This is a genomic window from Caballeronia sp. LZ043, assembly GCF_031451075.1.
Classification (GTDB): Bacteria; Pseudomonadota; Gammaproteobacteria; order Burkholderiales; family Burkholderiaceae; genus Caballeronia.
This window is the reverse complement of record NZ_JARUXT010000002.1, coordinates 94,084-116,445: the sequence shown is the minus strand read 5'-3', so window position 1 is coordinate 116,445 and position 22,362 is coordinate 94,084. Positions and strand designations below refer to the sequence as shown.

At 65.6% G+C, this 22,362-nt stretch carries 22 protein-coding genes; 8 read left to right on the top strand and 14 right to left on the bottom strand.

Annotated features, from left to right (window positions below; genetic code table 11):
- Positions 1 to 663, bottom strand: a 663-nt coding sequence (locus tag QCE64_RS13885) for an acyclic terpene utilization AtuA family protein (RefSeq protein WP_310004348.1), incomplete at its 3' end; no start/stop codon positions are given.
- Between the two features lie 162 nt (positions 664 to 825).
- Between QCE64_RS13885 and QCE64_RS13880 the strand changes: the two genes are divergently transcribed.
- Positions 826 to 1,788: a LysR family transcriptional regulator gene (locus QCE64_RS13880; protein ID WP_309931819.1), complete on the top strand. Its 963-nt coding sequence runs from the start codon at positions 826 to 828 to the stop codon at positions 1,786 to 1,788.
- Here the strand turns inward: QCE64_RS13880 and QCE64_RS13875 are convergent, their stop codons facing one another.
- The 5 genes from QCE64_RS13875 to QCE64_RS13855 form a co-directional block, all read right to left on the bottom strand.
- Positions 1,789 to 2,529, bottom strand: coding sequence for a GntR family transcriptional regulator (locus tag QCE64_RS13875; RefSeq protein WP_309920237.1), 741 nt, complete (start codon positions 2,527 to 2,529; stop codon positions 1,789 to 1,791). It lies immediately after the preceding gene.
- A 90-nt stretch (positions 2,530 to 2,619) separates the two neighbouring features.
- Positions 2,620 to 3,843, bottom strand: coding sequence for a CoA transferase (locus QCE64_RS13870; protein ID WP_309931817.1), 1,224 nt, complete (start codon positions 3,841 to 3,843; stop codon positions 2,620 to 2,622).
- A gap of 28 nt (positions 3,844 to 3,871) precedes the next feature.
- Positions 3,872 to 4,753 (bottom strand): CoA ester lyase, encoded by an 882-nt coding sequence (locus tag QCE64_RS13865; RefSeq protein WP_310004346.1) that lies wholly within the window; start codon positions 4,751 to 4,753, stop codon positions 3,872 to 3,874.
- An 11-nt stretch (positions 4,754 to 4,764) separates the two neighbouring features.
- On the bottom strand, positions 4,765 to 6,195 hold the full coding sequence (locus QCE64_RS13860) for an MFS transporter (RefSeq protein ID WP_309920228.1): 1,431 nt from the start codon (positions 6,193 to 6,195) through the stop codon (positions 4,765 to 4,767).
- Positions 6,192 to 7,049: a CoA ester lyase gene (locus tag QCE64_RS13855; protein ID WP_310004344.1), complete on the bottom strand. Its 858-nt coding sequence runs from the start codon at positions 7,047 to 7,049 to the stop codon at positions 6,192 to 6,194. The genes QCE64_RS13860 and QCE64_RS13855 overlap by 4 nt, the downstream gene beginning before the upstream one ends.
- Positions 7,050 to 7,401: 352 nt before the next feature.
- Between QCE64_RS13855 and QCE64_RS13850 the strand changes: the two genes are divergently transcribed.
- On the top strand, positions 7,402 to 8,796 hold the full coding sequence (locus tag QCE64_RS13850) for an MFS transporter (protein WP_309812004.1): 1,395 nt from the start codon (positions 7,402 to 7,404) through the stop codon (positions 8,794 to 8,796).
- A 6-nt stretch (positions 8,797 to 8,802) separates the two neighbouring features.
- On the opposite strand, the gene QCE64_RS13845 is transcribed toward QCE64_RS13850, so the two are convergent.
- The gene (locus QCE64_RS13845; RefSeq protein WP_310004342.1) at positions 8,803 to 9,738 is read right to left on the bottom strand and encodes a LysR family transcriptional regulator; all 936 of its coding nucleotides are present in this window, start codon (positions 9,736 to 9,738) and stop codon (positions 8,803 to 8,805) included.
- 133 nt (positions 9,739 to 9,871) lie between these two features.
- On the opposite strand from QCE64_RS13845, the gene QCE64_RS13840 reads away from it, so the two are divergent.
- Positions 9,872 to 10,633, top strand: a complete 762-nt coding sequence (locus QCE64_RS13840; RefSeq protein WP_310004340.1) for a glucose 1-dehydrogenase — start codon at positions 9,872 to 9,874, stop codon at positions 10,631 to 10,633.
- A gap of 29 nt (positions 10,634 to 10,662) precedes the next feature.
- Positions 10,663 to 11,625 carry a 3-hydroxyacyl-CoA dehydrogenase gene (locus QCE64_RS13835; RefSeq protein WP_309931807.1) on the top strand — a complete coding sequence of 321 codons (963 nt, stop codon included), beginning with the start codon at positions 10,663 to 10,665 and terminating at the stop codon, positions 11,623 to 11,625.
- A gap of 6 nt (positions 11,626 to 11,631) precedes the next feature.
- On the opposite strand, the gene QCE64_RS13830 is transcribed toward QCE64_RS13835, so the two are convergent.
- From QCE64_RS13830 to QCE64_RS13800, 7 genes are all read right to left on the bottom strand, one after another.
- A complete protein-coding gene (locus QCE64_RS13830) occupies positions 11,632 to 12,264 on the bottom strand; it encodes a LysE family translocator (RefSeq protein ID WP_309811988.1) in 633 nt (210 codons plus the stop codon).
- Between the two features lie 111 nt (positions 12,265 to 12,375).
- The gene (locus QCE64_RS13825) at positions 12,376 to 13,638 is read right to left on the bottom strand and encodes an FAD-dependent oxidoreductase (protein ID WP_310004338.1); all 1,263 of its coding nucleotides are present in this window, start codon (positions 13,636 to 13,638) and stop codon (positions 12,376 to 12,378) included.
- Complete coding sequence (locus QCE64_RS13820; RefSeq protein WP_309920204.1) at positions 13,635 to 13,958, bottom strand: non-heme iron oxygenase ferredoxin subunit; 324 nt, start codon at positions 13,956 to 13,958, stop codon at positions 13,635 to 13,637. The genes QCE64_RS13825 and QCE64_RS13820 overlap by 4 nt, the downstream gene beginning before the upstream one ends.
- 52 nt (positions 13,959 to 14,010) lie before the next feature.
- Complete coding sequence (locus QCE64_RS13815; RefSeq protein ID WP_310004336.1) at positions 14,011 to 14,877, bottom strand: ABC transporter permease; 867 nt, start codon at positions 14,875 to 14,877, stop codon at positions 14,011 to 14,013.
- Complete coding sequence (locus QCE64_RS13810) at positions 14,874 to 15,827, bottom strand: ABC transporter permease (protein ID WP_309920198.1); 954 nt, start codon at positions 15,825 to 15,827, stop codon at positions 14,874 to 14,876. Before QCE64_RS13810 ends, QCE64_RS13815 begins: the two co-directional genes overlap by 4 nt.
- Positions 15,824 to 16,942 carry an ABC transporter ATP-binding protein gene (locus QCE64_RS13805; RefSeq protein ID WP_309920196.1) on the bottom strand — a complete coding sequence of 373 codons (1,119 nt, stop codon included), beginning with the start codon at positions 16,940 to 16,942 and terminating at the stop codon, positions 15,824 to 15,826. The genes QCE64_RS13810 and QCE64_RS13805 overlap by 4 nt, the downstream gene beginning before the upstream one ends.
- Positions 16,943 to 17,037: 95 nt before the next feature.
- Positions 17,038 to 18,135 carry an extracellular solute-binding protein gene (locus QCE64_RS13800; protein ID WP_309920195.1) on the bottom strand — a complete coding sequence of 366 codons (1,098 nt, stop codon included), beginning with the start codon at positions 18,133 to 18,135 and terminating at the stop codon, positions 17,038 to 17,040.
- Positions 18,136 to 18,442: 307 nt separating this feature from the next.
- Here QCE64_RS13800 and QCE64_RS13795 point away from each other — a divergent pair, with 307 nt between their 5' ends.
- The 4 genes from QCE64_RS13795 (at position 18,443) to QCE64_RS13780 (ending at position 22,336) form a co-directional block, all read left to right on the top strand.
- Positions 18,443 to 19,300 carry an IclR family transcriptional regulator gene (locus QCE64_RS13795; RefSeq protein ID WP_310004334.1) on the top strand — a complete coding sequence of 286 codons (858 nt, stop codon included), beginning with the start codon at positions 18,443 to 18,445 and terminating at the stop codon, positions 19,298 to 19,300.
- Positions 19,297 to 20,346 (top strand): 2,5-dihydroxypyridine 5,6-dioxygenase, encoded by a 1,050-nt coding sequence (locus tag QCE64_RS13790; RefSeq protein WP_310004331.1) that lies wholly within the window; start codon positions 19,297 to 19,299, stop codon positions 20,344 to 20,346. Before QCE64_RS13795 ends, QCE64_RS13790 begins: the two co-directional genes overlap by 4 nt.
- 36 nt (positions 20,347 to 20,382) lie before the next feature.
- The gene (locus tag QCE64_RS13785) at positions 20,383 to 21,129 is read left to right on the top strand and encodes an isochorismatase family protein (RefSeq protein ID WP_310004329.1); all 747 of its coding nucleotides are present in this window, start codon (positions 20,383 to 20,385) and stop codon (positions 21,127 to 21,129) included.
- Between the two features lie 67 nt (positions 21,130 to 21,196).
- Positions 21,197 to 22,336: an aromatic ring-hydroxylating dioxygenase subunit alpha gene (locus QCE64_RS13780; protein WP_310004326.1), complete on the top strand. Its 1,140-nt coding sequence runs from the start codon at positions 21,197 to 21,199 to the stop codon at positions 22,334 to 22,336.
- Positions 22,337 to 22,362: the final 26 nt, after the last annotated feature.

The window sequence follows — 22,362 nt, the reverse complement described above, 5'->3', positions numbered from 1 at the left end:
AATCACCTTGCCCTTGGGCTCCGCGCAGTTCGCCCCGCACTCGACGATCTTGCCCATGTGCCAGTAGATGCCCGGCTCGATCCCGTGCAGCATGCACAGCCCCGCGAACGGCGCCGGATCGTACGCACGGCCGGCCACGACGATGTCCAGATCAGGATGCTCGCGCAGTGTCTTCGCAAACGGCTCAGCACCCATCTGCGCGACGATATGCGACGACGCGCCCACATCCGACACCTGCAACTCCGGCGCCGATGCGCACGGCGTGATGCGGCCTTCGCCCATCGCATCGCGGACATACGAGGGGTCCACATCCGAATAGATCTTGGCGATCTTGAAGCGATAGCCTTCACGCTTCGCGATCTCTTCGATCACATCGACCATGAAATCCACATGCGCGCGAATGCCGGGGCCGCCCGCCGAGCTGATATAGATCGGCACCTTGCGCGTCGCGCAGGCGTCAAGCATCAGCGACAGATCGCGTAGATACGCTTCACGCGTCACCAGTGTCTTCGGCAGGCCGAGCAGATAAGGACCGGGGTCGGTAGAACCGCCATCGACGATCATCGCGTCGGGCTGTTGATCGATGCCGCGCCAGAAGTCGGCCGCCGGGATGCCGTAGCCCAGGATGCCGTTCGGCGTCAGGATCTTGATTTCGTCCTTCATGAAGTCTCCGTTCTCGACCAGCCGGGCCGCGTCGTTGCAACGCGCTTTCCGGTTCAGTCTCTAATGGCCCAATTATCGAGAACGGCCTCGCGAAACTCTAATCGCATTAGAATATCGATTTATAAGATGGCGTTATAAATCGGGCACGGAGGACACGGCGGCATGATGCAGGACGACCACTCCGCTCCGGACGAGGGCATCGACGGAATCAATCTGCGTTTCGATCTCATCGAGCTGGAAACCTTTCTCGCCGTGGCGGACCTCGGCAGCTTCAGCGCCGCCGCGAAGAAGATGCATGTCTCGCAGCCCTCCGTAACGAACCGCGTCCAGCGGCTCGAAGCGATGCTCAAGACGAAGCTCGTCGAACGCACGACCCGTCGCGTAACGCCCACGCCCGAGGGCGAAGAACTCGCGCGCCGCGCGCGGCTCGCGTTGCAGGGTTTACGCGAGTTGCTGACGGACTTTCATGCGCGTGCAGCGGCGTCCAAGATGCGCACGGTGATCGCCACCACGCCGATGCTCGCCGCCGTCGTACTGCCGCAACTCATCCAGTCGTTCCGCCAGGCGTATCCGTCGATCCAGATCCAGGTTCGCGACCTGCAATACGAGGCCGTGCTCGCGACGCTCGAAGCCGGACAGGCGGACCTGGCCGTCAGCGCGTTCGATGGCGATTCCAGCAAGCTGCACTTCGAACCGCTCGCCCGCGAACCGATGCTCGTCGTGCTGCCCAAGGCGCATCCGCTGGCGGGCGCGCAGGACATCACGCTGGAGCAACTCGCCGATCTGCCGCTGATGCTGCTCGACCGTTACGCGTTGCTCCAGACGCGTCTCTCGGCCGAACTCGCCCGACGCGGCCTCACGCTCTCGACCATCCAGCACGCGACCAATGTCGGCACGGTGCTGGGGCTCGTCGATGCCGGGCTCGGCGCGACCTTCCTGCCGCGCTACATGGCGCAGCGCTACTCGCTCGAATCTCGTGCGACGCTGAACGTGCCGGAGATCGACCTGTCGCGCAACTTCGGCATTCTGGTGCGCGAGAAAGCCGATCTCAACCTGGCCTCGACGCTGTTCCTCGATCATCTGCGCGCCCACTTCGCCACGACGCTGCACGCCGGACAGACGTGACTACCTCGCGCCGGCCTTCGACTTCTTCGGCGCGCGCGGCGGCTCGGTCATCGACGTCATCGCCTCGGGCACGGGAAGGCCCAGCGAGCGAAAAGTCGTGTCGGTGATGATGCTGCGGAAGGTCTGCTCGGCGAAGTCGGGATCGCCGGACTTGAGCGCTTCGACGAACTCGTGATGATGATGCACGACGCTTTCGCTGCGCACCTCGTAGCTCGTATTGCCCTGCTGATAGAGCCGCACGAGCGAACTGATGGAATGCCAGGTGGTTTGCAGCAGATCGTTGTCGGCGAGCGTGCAGACGAGTTCGTGAAACTCCCAGTCCACCGCACGCAGCACGGCGGCATCATGGCCCGCTTCCGCGCGCTCCAGTTCCGCGAGCGACTGCTCCAGCTGCACGACGACATCCGGCTCATGACGGCAACGCGCCGCCACGAGCCGCGCGGCGAAGCCTTCGAGCACGGCGCGAATGCCGGTCATGCGCACGAAGTCGTCGTGCGAGACCTCGGCCACGTAGGTGCCCTTGCCGCGCACGGTGAAGACCAGCCCGTTGGCTTCGAGCGACTTGAGCGCCTCGCGCAACGGCCCGCGGCTCACGTTGAGCTGCCGGGCCAATTGCGTTTCGACGATGCGCTCACCCGCCTTGAGATCGCCTGAACGGATGGCGCTGACCAGCCGCGCCTCGACGAGTTGCGGCAACGAATGCTGCGGCGGCAGGGCCCATTTCTGATCGTCTGCGCTCATGGCGGTGGGCTGTTTCGTGATGACCCGAAGCGCGGCGCGAGGCTCGTCTGTCAACACGCCAGGGCCGCCGAAAAAGGATGCGCGATCATATCAGATGGCCCCTTCTTCCCTGAGCGTCGCGAGCTGCTCGGTATCGAGTCCGAGCAAGCCGCGATAGATGTCGTCGTTATGTTGGCCGAGGTCCGGTCCGAGCCAGTCGATGCCGCCCGGCGTCGCAGAGAGACGCGGCACGACATTCGGCACCGCCAGTTCGCCGATGCGCGCGTCCTGCATGGTCTTGATGTTCTCGCGCGCCGCGTATTGCGGATCTTCGAAGATCTCGTCGATGCCGTACACCGGCCCGCACGGCACCTGGAACTGTTCGCAGCGCGCGAGCACTTCGTCGCGCGTGAACTGCGTGGTCCATTCGCCGACAGTGCGGTCCACGTCGGCACGATCGCGCTCGCGACCCGAAATGTGCCCCCACTTGCCTTCGCCCGCGAGTTCCGGCGTGCCCATCGCTTCAGCGAGACGCGCGAAGATCTTGTCGCTGGTGCAGGCAATGGCGATCCAGCGGCCGTCGCTGGTCGGATAGTGGCTGTGCGGCACCACGTTCACCGTGCCCGGACCCATGCGCTGCCGCACGAAGCCGTTCTTCTGGAACGACGGCGCGAGTTCATCGAGGATGCGGAAGATCGGTTCGTACAAGCCGATATCGACGAACTGCCCTTCACCCGTGCGTTCGCGCGCCTGAATGGCCAGCAGCGCGCCGAGCGCGCCGTAGAGGCCCGCCATGTAGTCGGGAATGGTCGCGGAGCCGGGCGTGACCGGCGGCCGGTCCGGATAGCCCGCGAGGAACGACAGCCCGCCGAACGCATTGCCGATGCGCCCGAAGCCCGGCCGGTCGCGATACGGCCCGGTCTGGCCGAAGCCCGAGATGCGCACCATGATGAGCCGCGGATTCACTTCATGCAGCACGTCCCAGCCGAGGCCCCACTTTTCGAGCGTGCCCGGCTGAAAGTTCTCGACAAGGATGTCGGCGTCCGCGACCAGCTTCTTCAGCAACTCGGCGCCACCGGGCTTGCGCAAGTCGAGCGTGATCGACTTCTTGTTGCGGCATTCGGACAGCCACGGCAGCGTGACGCCCGCCTCCGTCATCGAGCCGAAGCGGCGCAATGCATCGCCCACGTCGGGCAGCTCCGCCTTGATGACCTCGGCGCCGAATTCGCCGAGCTGCGTCGAGCAGAACGGTCCCGCCAGGAAACTCGACACGTCGATCACGCGAATGCCGTCGAGCGGACGAACGTTGCGGGTGTCAGCCGATGTTGCAGTCATTGCCGTTTCTCCGATGGATGAAATGTTCTCAGCGCGCGTCGATCTGCGCGGCGAAGTCGAGCACGCGTTGCGCGCGATACGCGACCGGGTAATCGATGAAGGCGCCGTCGAGCCGGATCGACGCAACGCCTTCCGCTTCGGCGCGCTTGAACGCCTCGACGACGGCGCGCGCCTGAGTGATCTCGGCTTCGGTCGGCGAGAACGCGCGGTTCACCGCGTCGCATTGCGCCGGGTGGATGCACAACTTGCCCTGGAAGCCCATGCCGCGCGCACGGACCGCCGAGCGCGCGAGACCGTCGGCGTCGTCGAGGCGCACCCATACGGTATCGACGGGCGCCTGCAGTCCTGCCGCGCGCGACGCCAGCACCAGCGCGCTGCGGTACGCATGCAGTTCCGACTCGTCGCCGCTCCATATGAGGTTCATGTCGAGGCAGAAGTCGCCTGCACCAAAAGCGAAGCGCTTGAGACGCCGCACACGCTGCGCCGCCGACGTGCACAGCGCCTGAATCGCCGCGAAGCCCGCGCCGGTTTCGATGATCGGCATCAGCTCGATGGAATCCGCGTCAAGGCCACGCTCGCGCTCGAGCTGGCTCATGATCCAGTCGGCGGTATGCAGCTGTTCCACCGACTCGAGTTTCGGCAGCACGATGCCGTCCACGCCGCGCGCGATCACCGCGTGCAGGTCGCCGAACGCGTACTCCGTGTCCAATGCGTTGATGCGGATATAGCCGCGCGCGCGATGCGGTGCTTGCAACGCTTCGACGACCGCCGCGCGCGTCGCAACCTTTTCGCTGGCCGCGACGGCGTCTTCGAGATCGAGGATTGCCGCATCGACATCGGCGTTCAGCGCCTTCTCGACGCGGCGCGCATGATTGCCGGGGACGAACAGAAAGGTGCGGGACAGCGCCATCGAACATCTCCTCAAGGTTTGGGGTCCAGTCCGGATTCGAGACTTTCGAGCGTCCGGCCGCGCACGTTCGGACCGAGCACGGCGAGCAGCAGCGCCATCACGACATAGGCGACGCCGACGGACGACACGACATAGAACGGGTTCTTCAACGTGAGCAACGCGGCCGCGACGGCGAACGGCGTGGCCGCCGACGCCAGCCGGCCGATCAGCGCGGCAGTGCCGAGGCCGCGCAGCCGCACGCCGGTCGGCAGGATCTCGGGGATATAGGTCGCAAAGCCGACCGACGATATAAAAAATATCGCCGTGACGAGGATCAGGCCGGTGATCATCAGTCCCTGCGGCGATGTCTGTCCCGCATAGGCGACGCCCGCGCACGCAGCGACCAGCGCGGCCGCCACCAGCGACCAGCGCCGCTCGATGCGGTCCGCCACCACGATGCCCAGCAGCGGCCCGAGGAAGCCGCCCATGAAGCTCACCGCAGCGAACGTGAAGGTGGAGCCGAGCGTGAGGCCGCGCGAGACGAACAGCGTCGGCAGCCAGCTGATGAGCACGAACAGGCCCGTCAGATGACAGATGTTGAACACGACGGCCAGCGCGAACCGTCCGCGCACGAGCGGCGAGAACAGCGCATCCCAGCCGAGATGCCGCGCCGGTTCGCGGGCGAGTTCGGCATCGGGCAACGTCTTGCCTTCGCGCTGCACGATGCCGGCCTCGATCGAATCGACCACGCGAGCCGCTTCCTCGTCGCGACCGACCGACGCAAGCCAGCGCGGCGACTCCGGCAACAGGCGCTTGTTTGCGAAGACCAGCAGCGCCGGAATCACCGACAGCAGGAACAGCACGCGCCAGCCGACGTTCACGTCGGTGTTCGGCACGATGAGCCGTGCCATCAGGGCGCCGAACGGCAGGCCGCCGTTCAGCAGCAACGCCACCGCCGACTGGAAGCGCCCGCGATAACGCCGCGGCGTGAACTCGTTCAGATACGCATACCCGGTGACGGTGACCGTGCCGATCGCGAAGAGGTTGATCGTGCGGAACGTGAGCAGCATGCCGTAGCTCGTCGCGAAGCCGCAGCCGAGGCTCGACAGGCTGTAGACCAGCACCGTCGCCTGGAACAGACGTCGGCGGCCGATGCGGTCACCGAGCAGTCCCGCCGCGATCGAGCCGAATGCGGCAGCGATGAGCGGCACCGAGATGAAGGTGGCCGTGGTCGCCGGCGTGAGCCAGCCGTGCTTGTGCAACGCCGGGATGACGAAGCCGGTGACGGTGAGATCGTAGCCGTCGAAGAACATCGCGACGCCCAGGATCGCGAACAAGGTCCAGTGAAAGCGCGACAGCGGCAGGCGCTCCATGCGCCCGGCGATGTTCAGCGCGGAGACATGCGCGTCGGTCCGCGCACGCACGTCGGCATCGTCGTACGAGGTCAGCGTGGCCTGCTTCATGACGTTCTCCCTTGCGCGTAGGCGGCGATGTCGAGCAGCCGCTGCATGCGCGGCACCAGATCGATGGCGACGAATTCGCCGTCGACGATGGCCGTGCCCTCGCCGCTCGCCTTCACCGCCTCGAACGCGTCGACGATGCGTCGGGCTCGCGCGGTTTGCGCTTCGGTCGGCGTGAACGCGCCGTTGACCGCATCTACCTGAGCGGGATGGAACACCACCTTGCCGCTGAAGCCCAGTTCCAGCGCGCGCAACGCGTCTTCATGCGTGCCTTGCGGATCGCGCAGGCCGTGCAGATAAGGCGCGTCGATGGCGTCGCAAGCAGCGGCGCCCGCTGCCGCGACGATCGTCGAACGCGCCCACAACAAGGCGGTCGGCGTGATCTCGGCGCCGGTTTCCATCGTGTAGTCGCCCGAGCCGAAGAAGAACGCGCAAAGGCGCGGCGAGGCGTCGGCGATGCTCAGTGCGTTCAGCACGCCGCGCGGCGTCTCCAGCGTGGCGATCAGCCTGACCGGCGCATCGCGACGTGTGAGTTCGGTGTCGAGCCAGCGCAGTTGCTCGGCGGATTCGACCTTGGGCACGAGCAAGGCGTCGCAGTGCGTCAGCGGCACGGCGTCGAGATCGCGCACGCAATCCGCCGTGCCCACCGCGTTGATCCGCACCACGCGCTCGCGGCCGCCGAAGTCCAGCGTCGGCATCAGCTTCGCGAGATTGGCGCGCGCTTCGTCACGGCGCACGGGCGGCACGCCGTCTTCGAGATCGAAGACAAAGGAATCGACTGCCAGCTTCATCGCGCCCGCCATGCGGTCGGGGCGATGCGCGGGCGTGATGAGCATCGAGCGGCGGATACGCATCATTGCGGCCTCCGCGTCGAAGCTCGATGAAACAGCGCCGGAAGGCGCGGAGAGAGCATGCACGTACGCATTCGGTCGTCTCCTGAAGAAGCCCGCCGGGTCACTGCCGGCGGGTCTGCAATTCATTCTGTCAAGCTGTCGACAGTCGGACGATAGGGGTAAACGCGCCGCATCCTGCTTTTCCCGCAGTACGGCACGTTTCGCTGCAAGCCTTGCACCACAAGGGTTTGCGCGCCATGAACACCCGTGCGCTATGCGGATCCTGCATAACAGGTATTCGAGCGTTTGCGTCGGGCTATCAATACGCTCCACCGAAACAACCCGCCATTGACGAACCATCCGGGAGGAGATACCCATGAGCATCGACGCAATCGACGGCGCCGCCGCGCAGTCCGTCGACGAAGGCAAGCTGTACAAGAAGCTGTTGTGGCGCATCGCGCCGATCCTGTTCCTCTGCCACACGTTTTCGTTTCTCGACCGCGTCAACATCGGCTTCGCGAAGCTGCAGATGCTCGGCGATCTCAAGATCGGCGACTCGGCCTTCGCATTGGGCGCGAGCATGTTCTTCATCGGCTATATCGCGCTGGAGATTCCGAGCAATATCGTGCTGCACCGCGTGGGCGCGCGACGCTGGATCGCGCGCATCATGCTGACCTGGGGCCTGATTTCCGCCGCCACGATGTTCACCGCCGAACTCGCGAAACTGTTCGGCGTCGAGAACGCGACGATGTTCTACATCCTGCGGCTGCTGCTCGGCTGTTGCGAAGCGGGCTTCTATCCCGGCGTGCTGCTGTACATCAATTACTGGTTCCCCTCCGACCGTCAGACCAAGGTGACCTTCGGCCTGTTGCTCGCGCTGCCTACCAGCCTCGTGCTCGGCGGCCCGCTGTCCGGCTGGCTGATGCAGCATTCGCACGGCTGGATGGGTTATAGCGGCTGGCAATGGATGCTGCTGATCGAAGGCGTCCCGGCGATGGCGCTCGCGTTCCTCGTCTACTTCGGTCTCGCCGACAAGATCCATCAGGCCAAGTGGCTCACCGATGCCGAGAAGCGTCTGCTCGACAAGAACGTCGTCACCGAGAACGCGCACAAGGAATACAAGTTCGGTCCCGCGCTGCGTGACTATCGCGTGTGGCTCTGCGCGGGGATCATCTTCACCTACGCGACCGGCTGGTACGGGCTGTCGTTCTGGCTGCCGTCCATCGTGCGCGAGTCGGGCGTGAAGGACACGTTCCACATCGGCCTGCTCACGGCGCTGCCCTTCGTCTGCGCCGCCGCGACGATGCTCTTCAACGCATGGCATTCGAGCAAGACCGGCGAGCGCCGCTGGCACGCCGCGATTCCCGCGTTCGTCGGCGGCACGGCGCTCATCTTGAGCGCGGCGTTCGCGAGCAATCTGCCGGTTGCGATGATCTGCCTGTGTGTCGCTGCATCGGGCGTGCTCGGACTCACGCCGGTCGTGTGGACCTATCCGGGCAGTCTGCTGTCCGGCACGGCGGCCGCCGCCGGCTTCGCGATGATCAATTCGTTCGGCAGCCTCTCGGGCATCGCGGGATCGTGGATCACCAGCCTCATGAAGCAGGTGACCGGCAACATCAACAACGGCACCTATGCGCTCGGCTGCGTGCTCCTCTGCACCGGCGTCCTCGTGCTGTGCATGCCCGCGGCGACCTTCGTGCGCGGCGGGGCCAGGAAAGCGCCTGCCGGGCCGAATGTCGCGAACGATGCCCTGACCGATTCGCCGGCCTGAGGTGCACTAAGCCCGTTCGTCGATCGCGCGCCAGACGCCGTTTCGCACCAGCGACTCGGTTTCCTGGCGCACGATGCGATACAGCGCCTTCATCGCGAGCGTGGCTTCCTTCTTCGGCGAGAACGCAATCGACAGCACGCCGGACAGCGACGGCTCGCGAAGGCGCCGTGCCTTCAGCGTGCCGCGTTCGAGGCGTTTCTCGATGGCGGCGAACGGCGCGATGCTGAAGCCCAGCCCTGCTTGGACGAGATCGAAGATGCCCGCCATCGCGTCCAGTTCGACAACGATGTTCAGCTGCAATCCCTGCGCGGTCGCGGCATCCTCGGCGAGCGTGCGCAGGCCATGCGGACGCGGCGGCAGGACCCATTGCAGGTCCACGGTTTCAGCCAGCGCGATGGAGTCCGCCGAGGCATTCAGCACCTCGGCATCGGGCGGGCCGATCAGCAGCATCTCGTCCGACAGCAACGGCTCCACGCCGATCGTATTCAGCGACGTCACGTTGTACAGCACGCCGATATCGAGCTTCCCGGTCATCAGCCATTCGAGCAGATAGCCGCTCACGCTTTCGCGCAGCTTGAGCCGCACGTCAGGAAACTCCGCGCGGAAGCGCCTGGTGAGCGGCACCAGCAGGAATTCGCCGAGCATCGGCGGAATACCGATCGTCACCGTGCCGCCCGGGTTCGAGCGCAGCGCCTGCATCTGGTTCAGGGCGCTGTCGGTGCGCATCAGGATGTCGCTGGCCGAGGCGAGGAAGGTCTTGCCGCCGTCGGTCAGCGACATGCCATGACCGTTACGGTAGAGCAGCGCCAGGCCGAACTCCTGTTCGAGACTCTGGATATGGCGTGTCAGCAGCGACTGGCTCACGCCGAGCAGTGTCGCGGCGCGCGAGAGACTGCCTTCACGCGCGACGACCTCGAAATACCGCAACTGTTTCAGTTCCACTTGCGCACCCTCCGGACTTGCCGGTATTGTCAGCGGCGACGGATTTCAGGTTTTGCATAACTGGTATGCAAGCGGCGCGGATGTCGCGTCGCTACGCTTGCCTCGTTCCATTCGATCAAGATCAGGAGAGTGCATGCTGCCGAAAGCACCGGGCTTTTCATTGCATGGCAAGACAGCGTTGATCACCGGCGGCGGACGCGGCATCGGCCTCGCGGCGGCGGCGGCGCTGGCTCAGGCGGGCGCGCGCGTGACGCTGGTCGCGCGTTCCGCCGATGAACTCGAACGCGCGTCCGGCCAGATCAACGAGGAAGGCGGCCAGAGCGACTTCATCGCGCTCGACATCACCGATTCGGCCGCCGTCAGCGCCGCCATCGAGGCGCGCGAGCCCTACGACATCCTCGTGAACTGCGCGGGCACCAATCGCCCGAAGCCGCTTGTGGAGGTGACCGATGACGATATCAACGCGATCATCGACCTCAATGTAAAGTCGGTCTTCCATGTGTCGCGCGCGGTCGCGAAGGGCATGCTGCGCGCCGGGAACGGCGGCTCGATCATCAACGTGTCGTCGCAGATGGGGCACGTGGGCAGCCCGGGCCGCACGGTGTACTGCGCATCGAAGCATGCGCTCGAAGGCATGACCAAGGCGCTGGCATGGGAGCTCGGGCCGCACGCCATTCGCGTGAACACGGTGTGCCCCACGTTCATCGAGACCGTGCTCACGGCAAGCATGTTCGATGCGCCCGGCTTTCGTGACTGGGTCACGCAGCGCATCGCGCTGGGCCGCGTGGGACGCGTCGAGGAAGTGATGGGCGCCATCGTGTTCCTCGCCAGCGATGCCTCCACGCTCGTGACCGGCAGCGCGCTCATGCTCGACGGCGGCTGGACGGCTGCGTGATATAGACCATAACTCAAGCGAGACAATTGATGAACGTAGCGAAGATGAAGCTGGACAAGCCCGTTGCCATCATCGGCGCGGGGCTCGTGGGCGCGGGCTGGGCGATTGCCTTCGCGCGCGCCGGGCTGAACGTGCGCGTGTACGACGCGAATCCGCGCACCGCCGAGAACGCCATTCCGTGGGCCGCGAACCAGTTGGCGGCGTTGCACAGGCACGGTCTCATCGACGAAGCGCCGGAAACCATCGCCGCCCGCCTGACGCTCGCCGATTCGCTCGCGCAAGCCATCGACGGTGCTGCGTACGTGCAGGAGTCGGTGCTCGAGCGCGTCGATGTGAAGCGCCAGCTGATGCTGGATCTCGACAAGGTGGCGGACGCCGATGTGATCATCGGCAGTTCGAGTTCGGGCATCAAGGCCTCCGACTTCGCCTGCGACCTCGCCATCTCGCCGCGCGTGCTGATCGCGCATCCGGTCAATCCGCCGTACCTCGTGCCGGTCGTCGAACTCGTGCCGTCGACGCAGACATCGTCGGCGACGGTCGAGTTCACCGATGCCCTGATGCGCGGCATCGGGCAAAGCGTCGTGCATGTGCGCAAGGAGATCGAGGGCTTCGTGCTGAACCGTCTGCAGGCGGCGCTGCTGCGCGAAGCGTGGGCGTTGCAGCGCGACGGCATTGCGAGTTGCGAGGATATCGACAAGACCGTGCGCGACGGCCTCGGCTGGCGCTGGTCGTTCATGGGCCCGTTCGAGACGATCGACCTGAACGCGCCGGGCGGCGTGGCCGATTATGCGAACCGGCTCGGACCGCTGTACCACTCGATCGTCAAGTCGCGCGTCGATGACGGTCCGTGGGATGAAGCGCTGATAGCACAGGTCGAGAAGGACCGTCGCCAGCATCTCTCCGCCGATGACCTCGCCGCGCGCCGCGACTGGCGCGACGAACGGCTGATGCAGTTCGCGGCGCAGCGGGCGAAGGAAGACGGCGAGCGTTAAGCGGCTTTAACGGCGGGCTTCGGTCGCCATTCTGAGCGCGAGGCCCGCGAGCACGGTGCCCATCAGCCAGCGCTGGATGAGCAGCCACGCGGGCTTGCGCGCGAGAAACACGGCGATGGAGCCCGCGGTCATCGCCACCGACGCATTCACGGCGATGCTCAGCGCGATCTGCACGAGGCCGAGCATCATCGATTGCGCGAGCACGCTGCCGTGTTGCGGATCGATGAACTGCGGCAGCAGCGACAGATACAGCACGGCAATCTTCGGATTCAACAGGTTGGTCACGAAGCCCATCGTGAAGAGCTTGCGCGGGCTGTCGACGGGGAGATCGCGCACCTGGAACGGCGAGCGGCCGCCGGGCTTCACGGCTTGCCACGCGAGCCAGAGCAGATACAGCGCGCCGCCGAAGCGCAGCGCGTCATAGGCGAACGGAATGGCGATCAGCAGCGCGGTGATGCCGAAGGCCGCGCACAGCATGTAGAACACGAAGCCCAGCGCGACGCCGCCGAGCGAGATCAGGCCGGCCGTGCGGCCCTGGCAGATGGAGCGGGAAATCAGGTAGACCATGTTGGGCCCGGGCGTCAGGGCCATGCCGAGCGCGACCAGCGCGAAGGCGATGAGGTGGGATGTCTGGGGCATGAGGGCGGGCTCCGGTGGGACGGGTGGAACATTGTCCCGGGCCAGGAGGTGGCGGGACAGGGACACATGCTGTGCGTGCCTTCGATACACTTGCCCACGGGTTTCAGCGCTTCAAGTCCGTGAAATGAGTTCCTGCACCAGCTTGCCGAGCCGCTGGCCCGTGTCCGCGAGCGCGGCTTCCTCCACCGGCGCGCCGGACGCCAGCAGCTTGCGCAAGGGCGTCACGTCGCCCCCGCTGTTGAGCGCGACCGCCGCCACTGGGCGCGCATCCCGCAGTCCGACCCACACCGCGCGAGCGCTGTTCTGCGTCGAGCCATCGCGCACGATCCAGCGCATGTCCGGCGCGAGCGGATCTTCCAGTCCCAGAAACTGCATGTTCCAGTCGGCCTGATCGGTCCAGAACCACGGCAGCAGCGTATAAGGCGTCTCGATACCGAGCGCGTTGGCCGCCGCCGCGCGGCTCTGCTGCTCGGCGTTCTGCCAGGACTCGACGCGCACGCGCCGCCCGGTCTCGCCAAACGGAAAGCTCACGCAATCGCCAGCCGCATACACGTGCGGCGCCGACGTGCGGCAAAGCCGGTCCACCGCGATGCCCGTATCAGTGACGAGCCCCGCCTGCGCCGCGAGTTCGACGTTCGGCAACTGGCCAATGGCGATCAGGCAAAGATCCGCGTCACAGGTCTCGCCGTCACGCAGTGAGACGCGCAACGGCTTTCCCGGTTCGTCGACGATCTGCTTGATCTGCCCGCCGAAGCGAAAGCGGATGCCGCGCGCCTCATGACGCTTCAGCAATTGCGCGGAGAGCGCGGCGGGCAGCTTGTCGGGCAACAACGAATGGCGCGATTCGATCACCGTGACGTCGATGCCCTGCGCACGTGCGGCGTCGGCACATTCGAGCCCGAGAAAGCCGCCGCCGATCACGATCAGCGAGCGCGCCTGTTGCAGGCGTTCGCGCAGCACGCGTGCATGCGCGAGGCTGCGCAACGTGAGCAAACGGGCGCCGTCGCCGCGGATGCGTCCCGGCCACGGGCGCGCGCGGCCACCGGTCGCGAGAATGCAGCGGTCATAGCGGAGCGTGCGGCCGTCGTCGAGATCGATGGCGTGTTCATCCGCACGCAGCTGCAGCGCGCGCGTGCCGAGCAGCAGGTCGATCCGCGCGTCGTCGTAACGAGCGGCTTCGTAGAGGTGTACGCGCGTGGCGCCGGCCTGCGCGCCGAGCATCGCCTTGGAGAGCGGCGGGCGTTCATAGGGCGCGTCGGGCTCGTCGCCCACCAGCGATACCGCGCCGTCGTAGCCGAACTCGCGCAGCGCATGCGCGCACCGCGCGCCCGCCTGCCCGGCGCCGACGATCACGACATGCGCCGGCGCGTTCATGCCGCGTCGCCGAGTTCGACCAGCACCGCGCCCGCCTCCAGCGCCACCCGATACACGCGCAGTCCGCGATCGACCGGGCCGCATTGCGCCGCGCCGGTGCGCACGTCGAAACGCGCCTGATGCAGCGGACACTCGATGCAGCCGTCCTCGAGATAGCCCTCGCTCATCAGCGCGTATTGATGTGGGCAGACGTTCTCCGTCGCGAAGTATTCCTCGTCGATGCGGTAGATCGCCACCTGCCGGCCGTCGATCTCCACGCCAAGCGGTTCGTCGTCCGGTACGTCGGCGGCATTCACCGCGTATACAAAGCCTTGCTCCATCCATTCACCTCGCGTGAGACGTTATTCATGTCCGCGTGTTTCAGCTTGTGCTTCAGCGCCTGCCCGCCGACGGCACCAGCAAGCTCAATCCGATCCAGCGCTGCATCACCAGGATGCCGGCCGCCGACAGCACCACGACGAGCGTCGAAAGCGCCAGGATCACCGGCTCGAAATCGAACTGCAACGACTGGAAGACCTGGACCGGGAACGTCACGTTGCCGTCGCTCGCGAGAAAGACGGTGACCGGCACGTCGCCGAAGGACACGATGAAGGCATAGAAGAAGCCCGCCACCACGCCGGGTTTCATCGCCGGAAAAACCACGCGCCAGAAGATGGTCCAGCGGGTCGCGCCCAGGCTCTGCGCCGCCTCTTCCAGCGCAGGATTCAGGCGCGTCAGCACGGCGGCGACCGTGCCCACCGCGTAGGGGATCGTGAAGAACACATGCGCGATGATGAGGCCGGTGAGCGTATCGATGAGATTCACGCCGCTGTCGGACAGACGGTAATAGAACTGCAGGAACACCACGCCCGTGACGACCGAAGGCACTTGCAGCGGCAGCCGGAAGAAGCTCTGCAACGCGCCCTTGCCGCGATACGTGCCGCGCACGATGCCGAGCGCCGCCATGCTGCCGATGACCGTCGAGATGAGCGCCGCGCTCAGGCCCACGATCAGGCTCGTCTGCAACGAATGCAGATACTTGACGGGCAGATGCCGGTACCAGTGCAGCGAGAACTGCTGCGGCGGGAAGCGAAAATAGAACGTCTGGCTGCCGTCGAACGACGCAATGGCCACGGCCAGGATCGGCGCGAGCATGAACGCGTAGACGAGCGCGGTGATCGTGGTCAGGACGACGCGACGCGACGTGCGCCAGTGACGGTCGGCCAGCCGCGCGAGCGGAAGAGGCATGGACAGGTTCATCGCGGCTCCCTGCGGCGGGCACGGAAGAAGAAGGCGAACGCAGCGTTCAACGCCAGCACGAAGACGAGCAGGATGGTCGACAGCGTCGCGCCGGTGCCGTAGCTCACGTCCTGCACGATCTTCTGCTGGATCAGCAACGGCAAGGTCAGCACCTTGCCGCCGCCCAGCAGGACCGCGGACGTGAAGGCGCCCATGTTCATGTTGAACGTGATCAGCGCGCCGTTGATGATGCCCGGCGCGGCGATCGGCAGGACCACGCGGCGCAGCGTGCCGAGCCAGCTCGCACCGTGGATCTCGGCGGCTTCCTCGAGGCTTTCGGGAATCGTCTGGATCACGCTCAGCAGGATCATCACGAGCAGCGGCAGCGTGTACTGCACGAGCCCGATCACCACGCCCACGCCGTTGCTCGTCAGCTGCAAGGGCTCGTCGATCAGGCCGATACCGCGCAGCGCCGCGTTGATCAGCCCTTCGCGGTTGATCAGCAGCGACAGGCCCAGCACCTTCACGACCAGCGTGATGAACGACGCCATCAGCAGCAGCGCCAGCAGATGCGAAGCCCAGCGCGCCTTCATGCGCGCGAGAAGATACGCGCACGGCAGCGCGAGCAGCAGGCCCACGACCGTACCCATCACTGAAAGATAGAAGGTCACCCAGATGGTCTTCAGGTAGAAGACATCGGTGAGCACGCGCGCGTAATTGCCGAACGTGAACGCGGTCCCGGTCTGCCCCATGCCGAGATCGCGATGGAAGCTCAGCCAGACATAGAAGGCCTGCGGCACGACCAGCAGGAGCGTGGCGATCACGAGCGGCGGCCACAGCAGCGTCGACCAGCCGGACGCGCGCGACAATCCGGCGGGCCGTCCGCGCGTTGCGGTCTCGGCACTCATGGGCGGAGGCGGCGTAAGCGGTGCGCGGCGCTCGGCGTTCGGCGGCGAGTCGACGGCGTTCATGCGCGCGCGCCTTGTGCTGAAACATGCGCTGGATCATGCGGGCGCGCGTCGAGGGCGAAACAGCGCTCCTGTCCGGGCGGCCACGCAAGCCCGATCCTTTCGCCGACCTGCGCGAGAATCTCATCCCCGCTCCGCTCCACGACAATTTCCCCGCCCGCGCCGAGATCGACGTGATAATGCACCGCGTTGCCCAGGAAGCGCCGCTGCGTCACCACGCCATCGAGACGGTTGCCCGTGGGCGGCGCATCGGGCGGCAGCGCGCGCAAGGTCTCCGGACGCAGCGCGAGCGCGACGCGCGCACCCAGAACCATGTCCCCGTGCCGCGCCGCGGCAATCCGTGCACCGCCGACATCGATCATGCAGCCGTCCCCCGCCACATGCATGACCGTGCCCTCTATCAAGTTGACCTTGCCGATGAACCCCGCCACGAACGGATTCGCCGGCCGCAAGTAGATGTCCTCGGGCGTGCCGGTCTGCTGCACGCGGCCGCCGTTCATCACGACGATGCGATCCGCCAGGCTCATCGCTTCCTGTTGATCGTGCGTCACCATGACCGTGGTGATGCCCAGTTCGCGTTGCAGGCGCGCCAGTTCCGCCTGCATCGCCTCGCGCAGCTTCAGGTCGAGCGCGCCGAGCGGCTCGTCCATCAGGAGCACGCGCGGACGCGTGGCGAGCGCGCGGGCCAGCGCGACACGCTGCTTCTGGCCGCCCGAGAGTTCGTCCGGATAACGCTGCGCCAGATCGGGCAGCCGGATCATGTCGAGACATTCGCCGACGCGCCGCGCAATCTCGCGCGAGGGCACCTTGCGCTGCTCGAGCCCGAACGCGACGTTCTTCCATACCGTCATGTTCGGGAACAGTGAATAGTCCTGGAACACCATGCCGACATCGCGCTTGCGAGGCGGCATCCAGGTAACGTCCTGACCATCGATGCGAATTTCGCCCGAGGTCGGTTCGACGAAACCGGCGATCATGCGGAGGGTCGTCGTCTTGCCGCAGCCGGACGGACCGAGCAGCACGAGGAACTCGCCCTCCGCGATGGAAATGTCCACGTCCGACACGACCGGCCCGGATGAATAGCTCTTGCACACACGCTGCAACGAAACGTTCGCCATGCTTCTGCTCCGACTTTCATCGCGGCCCGGCGGATGATCCGGGCCGAAGTTCAGACGCCAAACACTCAGGACGTACTACATACGCCGGATAAGCCCTAGCGCGTGATGTCGCGTGCCCAGCGGTCGTGCCAGGCGGCCAGATCGATCTTCGAGTAATCGACTTCCTTCATCGCGTTGATGTCGGCGTCCGAGAACTTGAGGATGTCCTTCACCGACGCTTCCTTCGACATCCGCTCGCGCGCCTGCGGGTTCATCGGCAGATCGCCGACGGCCATGCCGAAGCTGAACTGCGTGTCGGGCGCGAGGTACTGGTTCAGGAAGGCCTCGGCTGCGGCCGTGTTGGCCGTGCCCTTGACGATGTGGTACAGGTTCGGCCAGATACAGCCGCGCATCGTGTCGCCGAACTGCATGTAGGACACGGCGATCGGCAGGCCGGAGCGCTTCAGGCGCAGCGCCCACGCCGCCGACCATGGCGCGGCCCAGATCTCGCCGGAGCCGAAGCGCGTCGCCAGTTCGGTGGAGGCCGCGAAGTAGTAGGCGGGCTTGATCTTGTTGACGAGCGGAATGGCGCGCGCGATGGAAGATTCGTCGCCGCCCGCGTCATAGGCCAGGCCGACGATCGCGCCGAGGTGCTCGGTGTGATCGACGTCCGGGAAGGCCACGCGGCCCGCGAGCTTCGGATTGGCCAGATCCGAGTAATGCGTGGGCGGTGCGATGCCCGCTTCCTTGAACTTGTCGGCGTTGTAGACCACCACGTCGAGCAGCGCGAATGTGGTCACCGCGTACGGCTTCACGGCGATGGCCGGCAGCGGCTTCATGTTGGGCACGTTGGCGGCATCGATCTTTTCGATAAGACCCGCGCTGACCATCCGGTTGACGAGTTCCGGCGCGCCTTCCATCGCGTCGAACGGACGGGCGCGGCCGCGTGCCGCGATCAGCTTGGCGAGATTGCCGGTCGGCGAATCGATCACATAGCCGACATTCGCGCCGCGCGCCGCCACAGGCTGGCCGACGAACTTGTCGAGGTTGTCGCGCCACGATCCGCCGTAGGTGCCGACCTTGAACGCTCCGTCGAGCTGTTCCGCGGCGCGCGCCGACGGCGTGAAAGCCGGCAGCAGCGACGACGCCGCGCCCGCCAGCGCGGTCTTGAGCAGACTTCTTCTACCTTTGCTGAACGAACCCGTCGCATCCATCGGCTTTCTCCCCTTCGCTGCGCGCGTGAAAAGTAGTGAGAACTTGTCAGGGCGTCTTCGGACGCGGTGTCCTCAGATCGCACAAACGTTCATCTATGTGAACGTCCATTTCCAATTATGTACATCCAAAAAATTCAAAACACAAACTTTTCAATAATCTGTTCTCGCGCAGGATGAGGCGTTATAAAGGTTTGCGAGAAGAATGGACAGGAACGCACGGATTGTTTGACAATCCAAATTTGTTTGAATAGATTGATAACACGGAACGTTCATTCACATATGTGAACGGATTTACCAAGGAGATGACTTGAGCAAGATTCCGTATCAGGCCACGCCCATCGACGCCGCTGACCCCGCAGCGTCGCGCGCCAGCGAGGACACCCGGGCCAAGGCCGCCGACAGTGCGGCAGAGCCGGGCCGCGGTGCGGGCGTGAAGAGCGCATTGCGGGTGCTGACCATCCTCGAATTCTTCGCGACCACGCGGCGCCCCGCCACGCTGGCGCAGATCGCGCGTCAGCTGGAGTGGCCGAAGTCGAGCCTGCTGGCGCTGCTCGAAACCTTGCGCCAGGAAGGCTATCTGTACTGGCTCGGCCGTGACGACGGGTATTACCCGACGCGGCGCTGTCTCGACCTTGGTCAGGCCATCACCGGCCACGACCCCATCCTCGCCGCTGCGCGGCCGTTCCTCGCGCGCATCTGCGAGGAGACCGACGAAACCGCCATCCTCGCCAAGCGCGAAGGGCTCGAAGTGCTGTATCTCGAAGTGGTGGAGCCGTCGCGCGCGCTGCGCTACAGCGCGCGTCCCGGCCAGCTGAAGCCGATCCACAGCGGCGCGTCGGGCCGCGCGCTGCTCGCGCTGATGTCGGCGGAAACGCGCGGCGAGCTGATCCAGCGGCTCGAGCGGCGGCGCTTCTCGGACCAGACGCTGGTGGATCCGCAGGACATCGCGAACGCGGTAGAGATCGGCTCGGCGCGCGGCTGGCACGTGGCGGTCAATGAGTATCAGGCGGAAACCACCTCGATCGCGGCGGGCTTCCGCTTCGGCGCCGAAGACTATGCGTTCATCGTCGCCGCGCCGAATGCGCGCGTGCTGGAACGCGAAGAGGAGATCGGCGCGATCGTCGCGGCGCAGGCCGCCGACATGTACCGGAGATATGCACGATGAGTCTTTCCACCCGGCTGGTCGACGCCTGGACCCAGCTCTTCGCGCTGTGCAAGCTCCAGTCCGAAGAGAGCGTGCTGATCCTGATCGGCGACATCACGGACCCGGAACATCACGCGGCGGCGCGCTTCGCGCTCGCCCGGCTGGGCAATCCGATGATGAGCGTGGAACTGGGCGCGTCCGTGGCGGTCAAGGTGGGCGGCGACAGCACCGCGCACTACGGACCCACCGCGCTGTCCGGCAACCGGCTCGCCATCGAGGCGATGAAGCGCACGGATCTCATCGTCGATTTGATGGGCATGTATCGCGGCTCCGAACAGGAAGAGATTCTCGAGTCCGGCGCGCGCATCATCCTCGTCAAGGAACCGCCCGAGATCTTCATGCGCCTGCTGCCCACGGAGACGGACCGGCTGCGCGTCAAGCGCGCCGAAACGCGCATGCGCGCGGCGCGCCGGCTGGACGTCACGTCGGCGGCCGGCACGCGCTTCAGCGCGCGCTTCGGCGAGTATCCGCCGCTGGTCCAGTACGGTTTCGCCGACGAACCCGGCCGCTGGGATCACGCGCCGAGCGCGTTCATCGCGCGCTGGCCGGACGAGGCGTCGAGCAACGGCATCGTCGTGCTCGACGAAGGCGACACCATCCTGCCGTTCAAGGACTACGTGCGCACGCCCATCCGCCTCACCATCGAGAACGGCTTCGTGACGGGCATCGAAGGCGGCCTCGACGCCCGCTACCTGCGCGATTACATCGCCTCCTTCAACGATCCCGACGGCTACGCGGTCTCGCATCTGGGTTGGGGCCTGCTCGACCGCGCGCACTGGACCATGCTCGGCATGTACGACAAGCGCCAAACCAACGGCATGGACGCCCGTTCCTACGCCGGCAATTTCATGTTCTCCACCGGACCGAACGCGGAAGCGGGCGGCACGCGCCACACGCCCTGCCACCTGGACATTCCGATGTCCGGCTGCAGCGTGCAGATCGACGGCGTGCCGGTGGTGATCGACGGACAAGTGATCGAAACCGCGCCGGATACCGTCCGCGCCTGACGCAACCAAGCACGTTCAAAACAAAGGAATCGCACCATGAATTCAATCATGCAGACGTTCGACGACGAACCGGCGCACCGTACGCTGCATCCTTGGGACGGTGTGATTCCCGACGCGGATCTCGCTGCGTTCGACGCCGCCGGCTTCGACGGCCGCAGCGGCACCGGCCAGCGTCCGGCGCTGCTTGTCATCGACATGCAATACCGCTCCTTCGGCGAGACGCCGCGCCCGCTGCTCGACGCCATCGCCGAATATCCGACGAGCTGCGGCGAATACGCCTGGTCGTGCGTGCCGCACATGGTGCGTCTGCTGGCCGCGTTCCGCCGCAATCGCTTCCCGGTGATCTTCCCGCACGTCGCGCCGAAGGGCGTCCACGACGCCGGACGCTTCGGCGACAAGGTGCCCGGCATCATGGATATCGACCGGCGCGGCTATGACTTCGTCGAGGAAGTGGCCCCGGCGGCGGCCGAACTGCGCATTCCCAAGTACCACGCAAGCGCCTTCTTCGGCACCGCGTTGACGAGCTATCTGATCGACCAGCGCATCGACACGCTGTTCGTCACCGGTGGCACGACGAGCGGTTGCGTGCGGGCCTCGGTGGTCGATGCGTCGTCGCTCGGCTTCAAGGTGGTGGTGCCGCACGAGTGCGTCTTCGACCGCTCGCGCATCTCGCACGCCGTGAACCTGTTCGACATGCACAAGAAGTATGCGGACGTCGTCGATACGGACCATGCGCTCGCGTTGCTGAGCGAGGCGAACGCGCTCGCGCAGCGCGGCGTGTGAAGGCTTTGTCAGACCCATTCGGCGCGCGGGGCGAACGCCCGCGCCAGACGGTATTCCGGAGATCCCCATGAACGCCAATGTGCCGCTGCAATTCATCGACCTGCAAGACCGCTTCGCCCGGACCCGCGAGCAGCTCGCCGCCGCGCGTCATCTGCCCGGCGAGGTCTACGCCAAGACTGACGTGCTCGCCCTTGAAAAGCAGAAGATCTTCCTCGACACCTGGCTGTGCGTGGGCCGCGAGGAAGAACTGCCGAACGTGGGCGATTACCTCACCGCCAGCATCTGCGACGAACCGTATGTGCTGACGCGCACTACGTCGGGCGAGATCAGCGCGTTCATGAACATGTGCCTGCATCGCGGCGTCGCGATCGCGGAAGGCTGCGGCAATGCGCGCGACTTCAGTTGCCCGTATCACGCCTGGCTTTACGATCTCGAAGGCAAGCTGCTGGTCGCGCCAGGCATGGGCAAGACGCCGCTCGACATCGCCGGCAAGCGCCTCAAGCCGCTCGAAGTGCGCACCTGGCGGGGCTGGATCTTCATGAGCTTCAACCGCGAGCCAATGCCGTTCGAGGAATTCATCGGCGAATTCGCGGAAAACACGCCTTGGTTCCGCACCGACGAATGCCGGATGGCCGAGAAGATGCAGATCGAAGTGGCCTGCAACTGGAAGCTGCTGGTCGAGAATCTGGTCGACATCTATCACGTTCCGGTGCTGCATACCGGCACATTCGGGCGCTTCAACGACTACCGCAACCTCGATGTGAAGCTGCATGCGCGCGGCAGCTGGACCTACGACCAGAAGGCGCGTTCCCACTCGAAGACGGGCAAGAGTCTCTTCCCCACATTGCCCTGGCTCGAAGGCCTGCCGGACGACACCTCCTCGCGCGGCGGCCTGTTCCCGAACGTGACGCTCTCCATGCGCAGCGACAGCCTGCGGCTGTGGCAGGTGTGGCCCATCGACGCCGAACGCACGCGGCTCGACATCTACCTGATGTTCCCGCCGGTCGCGTTCGAGCAGCCCGATTTCGAAGCCAATCTCGCCGAATACAAGGCCTTCGTCGCGAAGCTCGTGGCGGAAGATGCGTCGATGGTGGTTTCGTTGCAGAACGCCATGAAATCGCCCTTCTACGAGCCGGGTCCGATGTCGTCGATGGAAGTCGCCGTGCATCACCTGATGAAAGCCTATCTCGACGCAATCGAACGCTGAGCCGTCATGTCCACCGCACGTCTGCC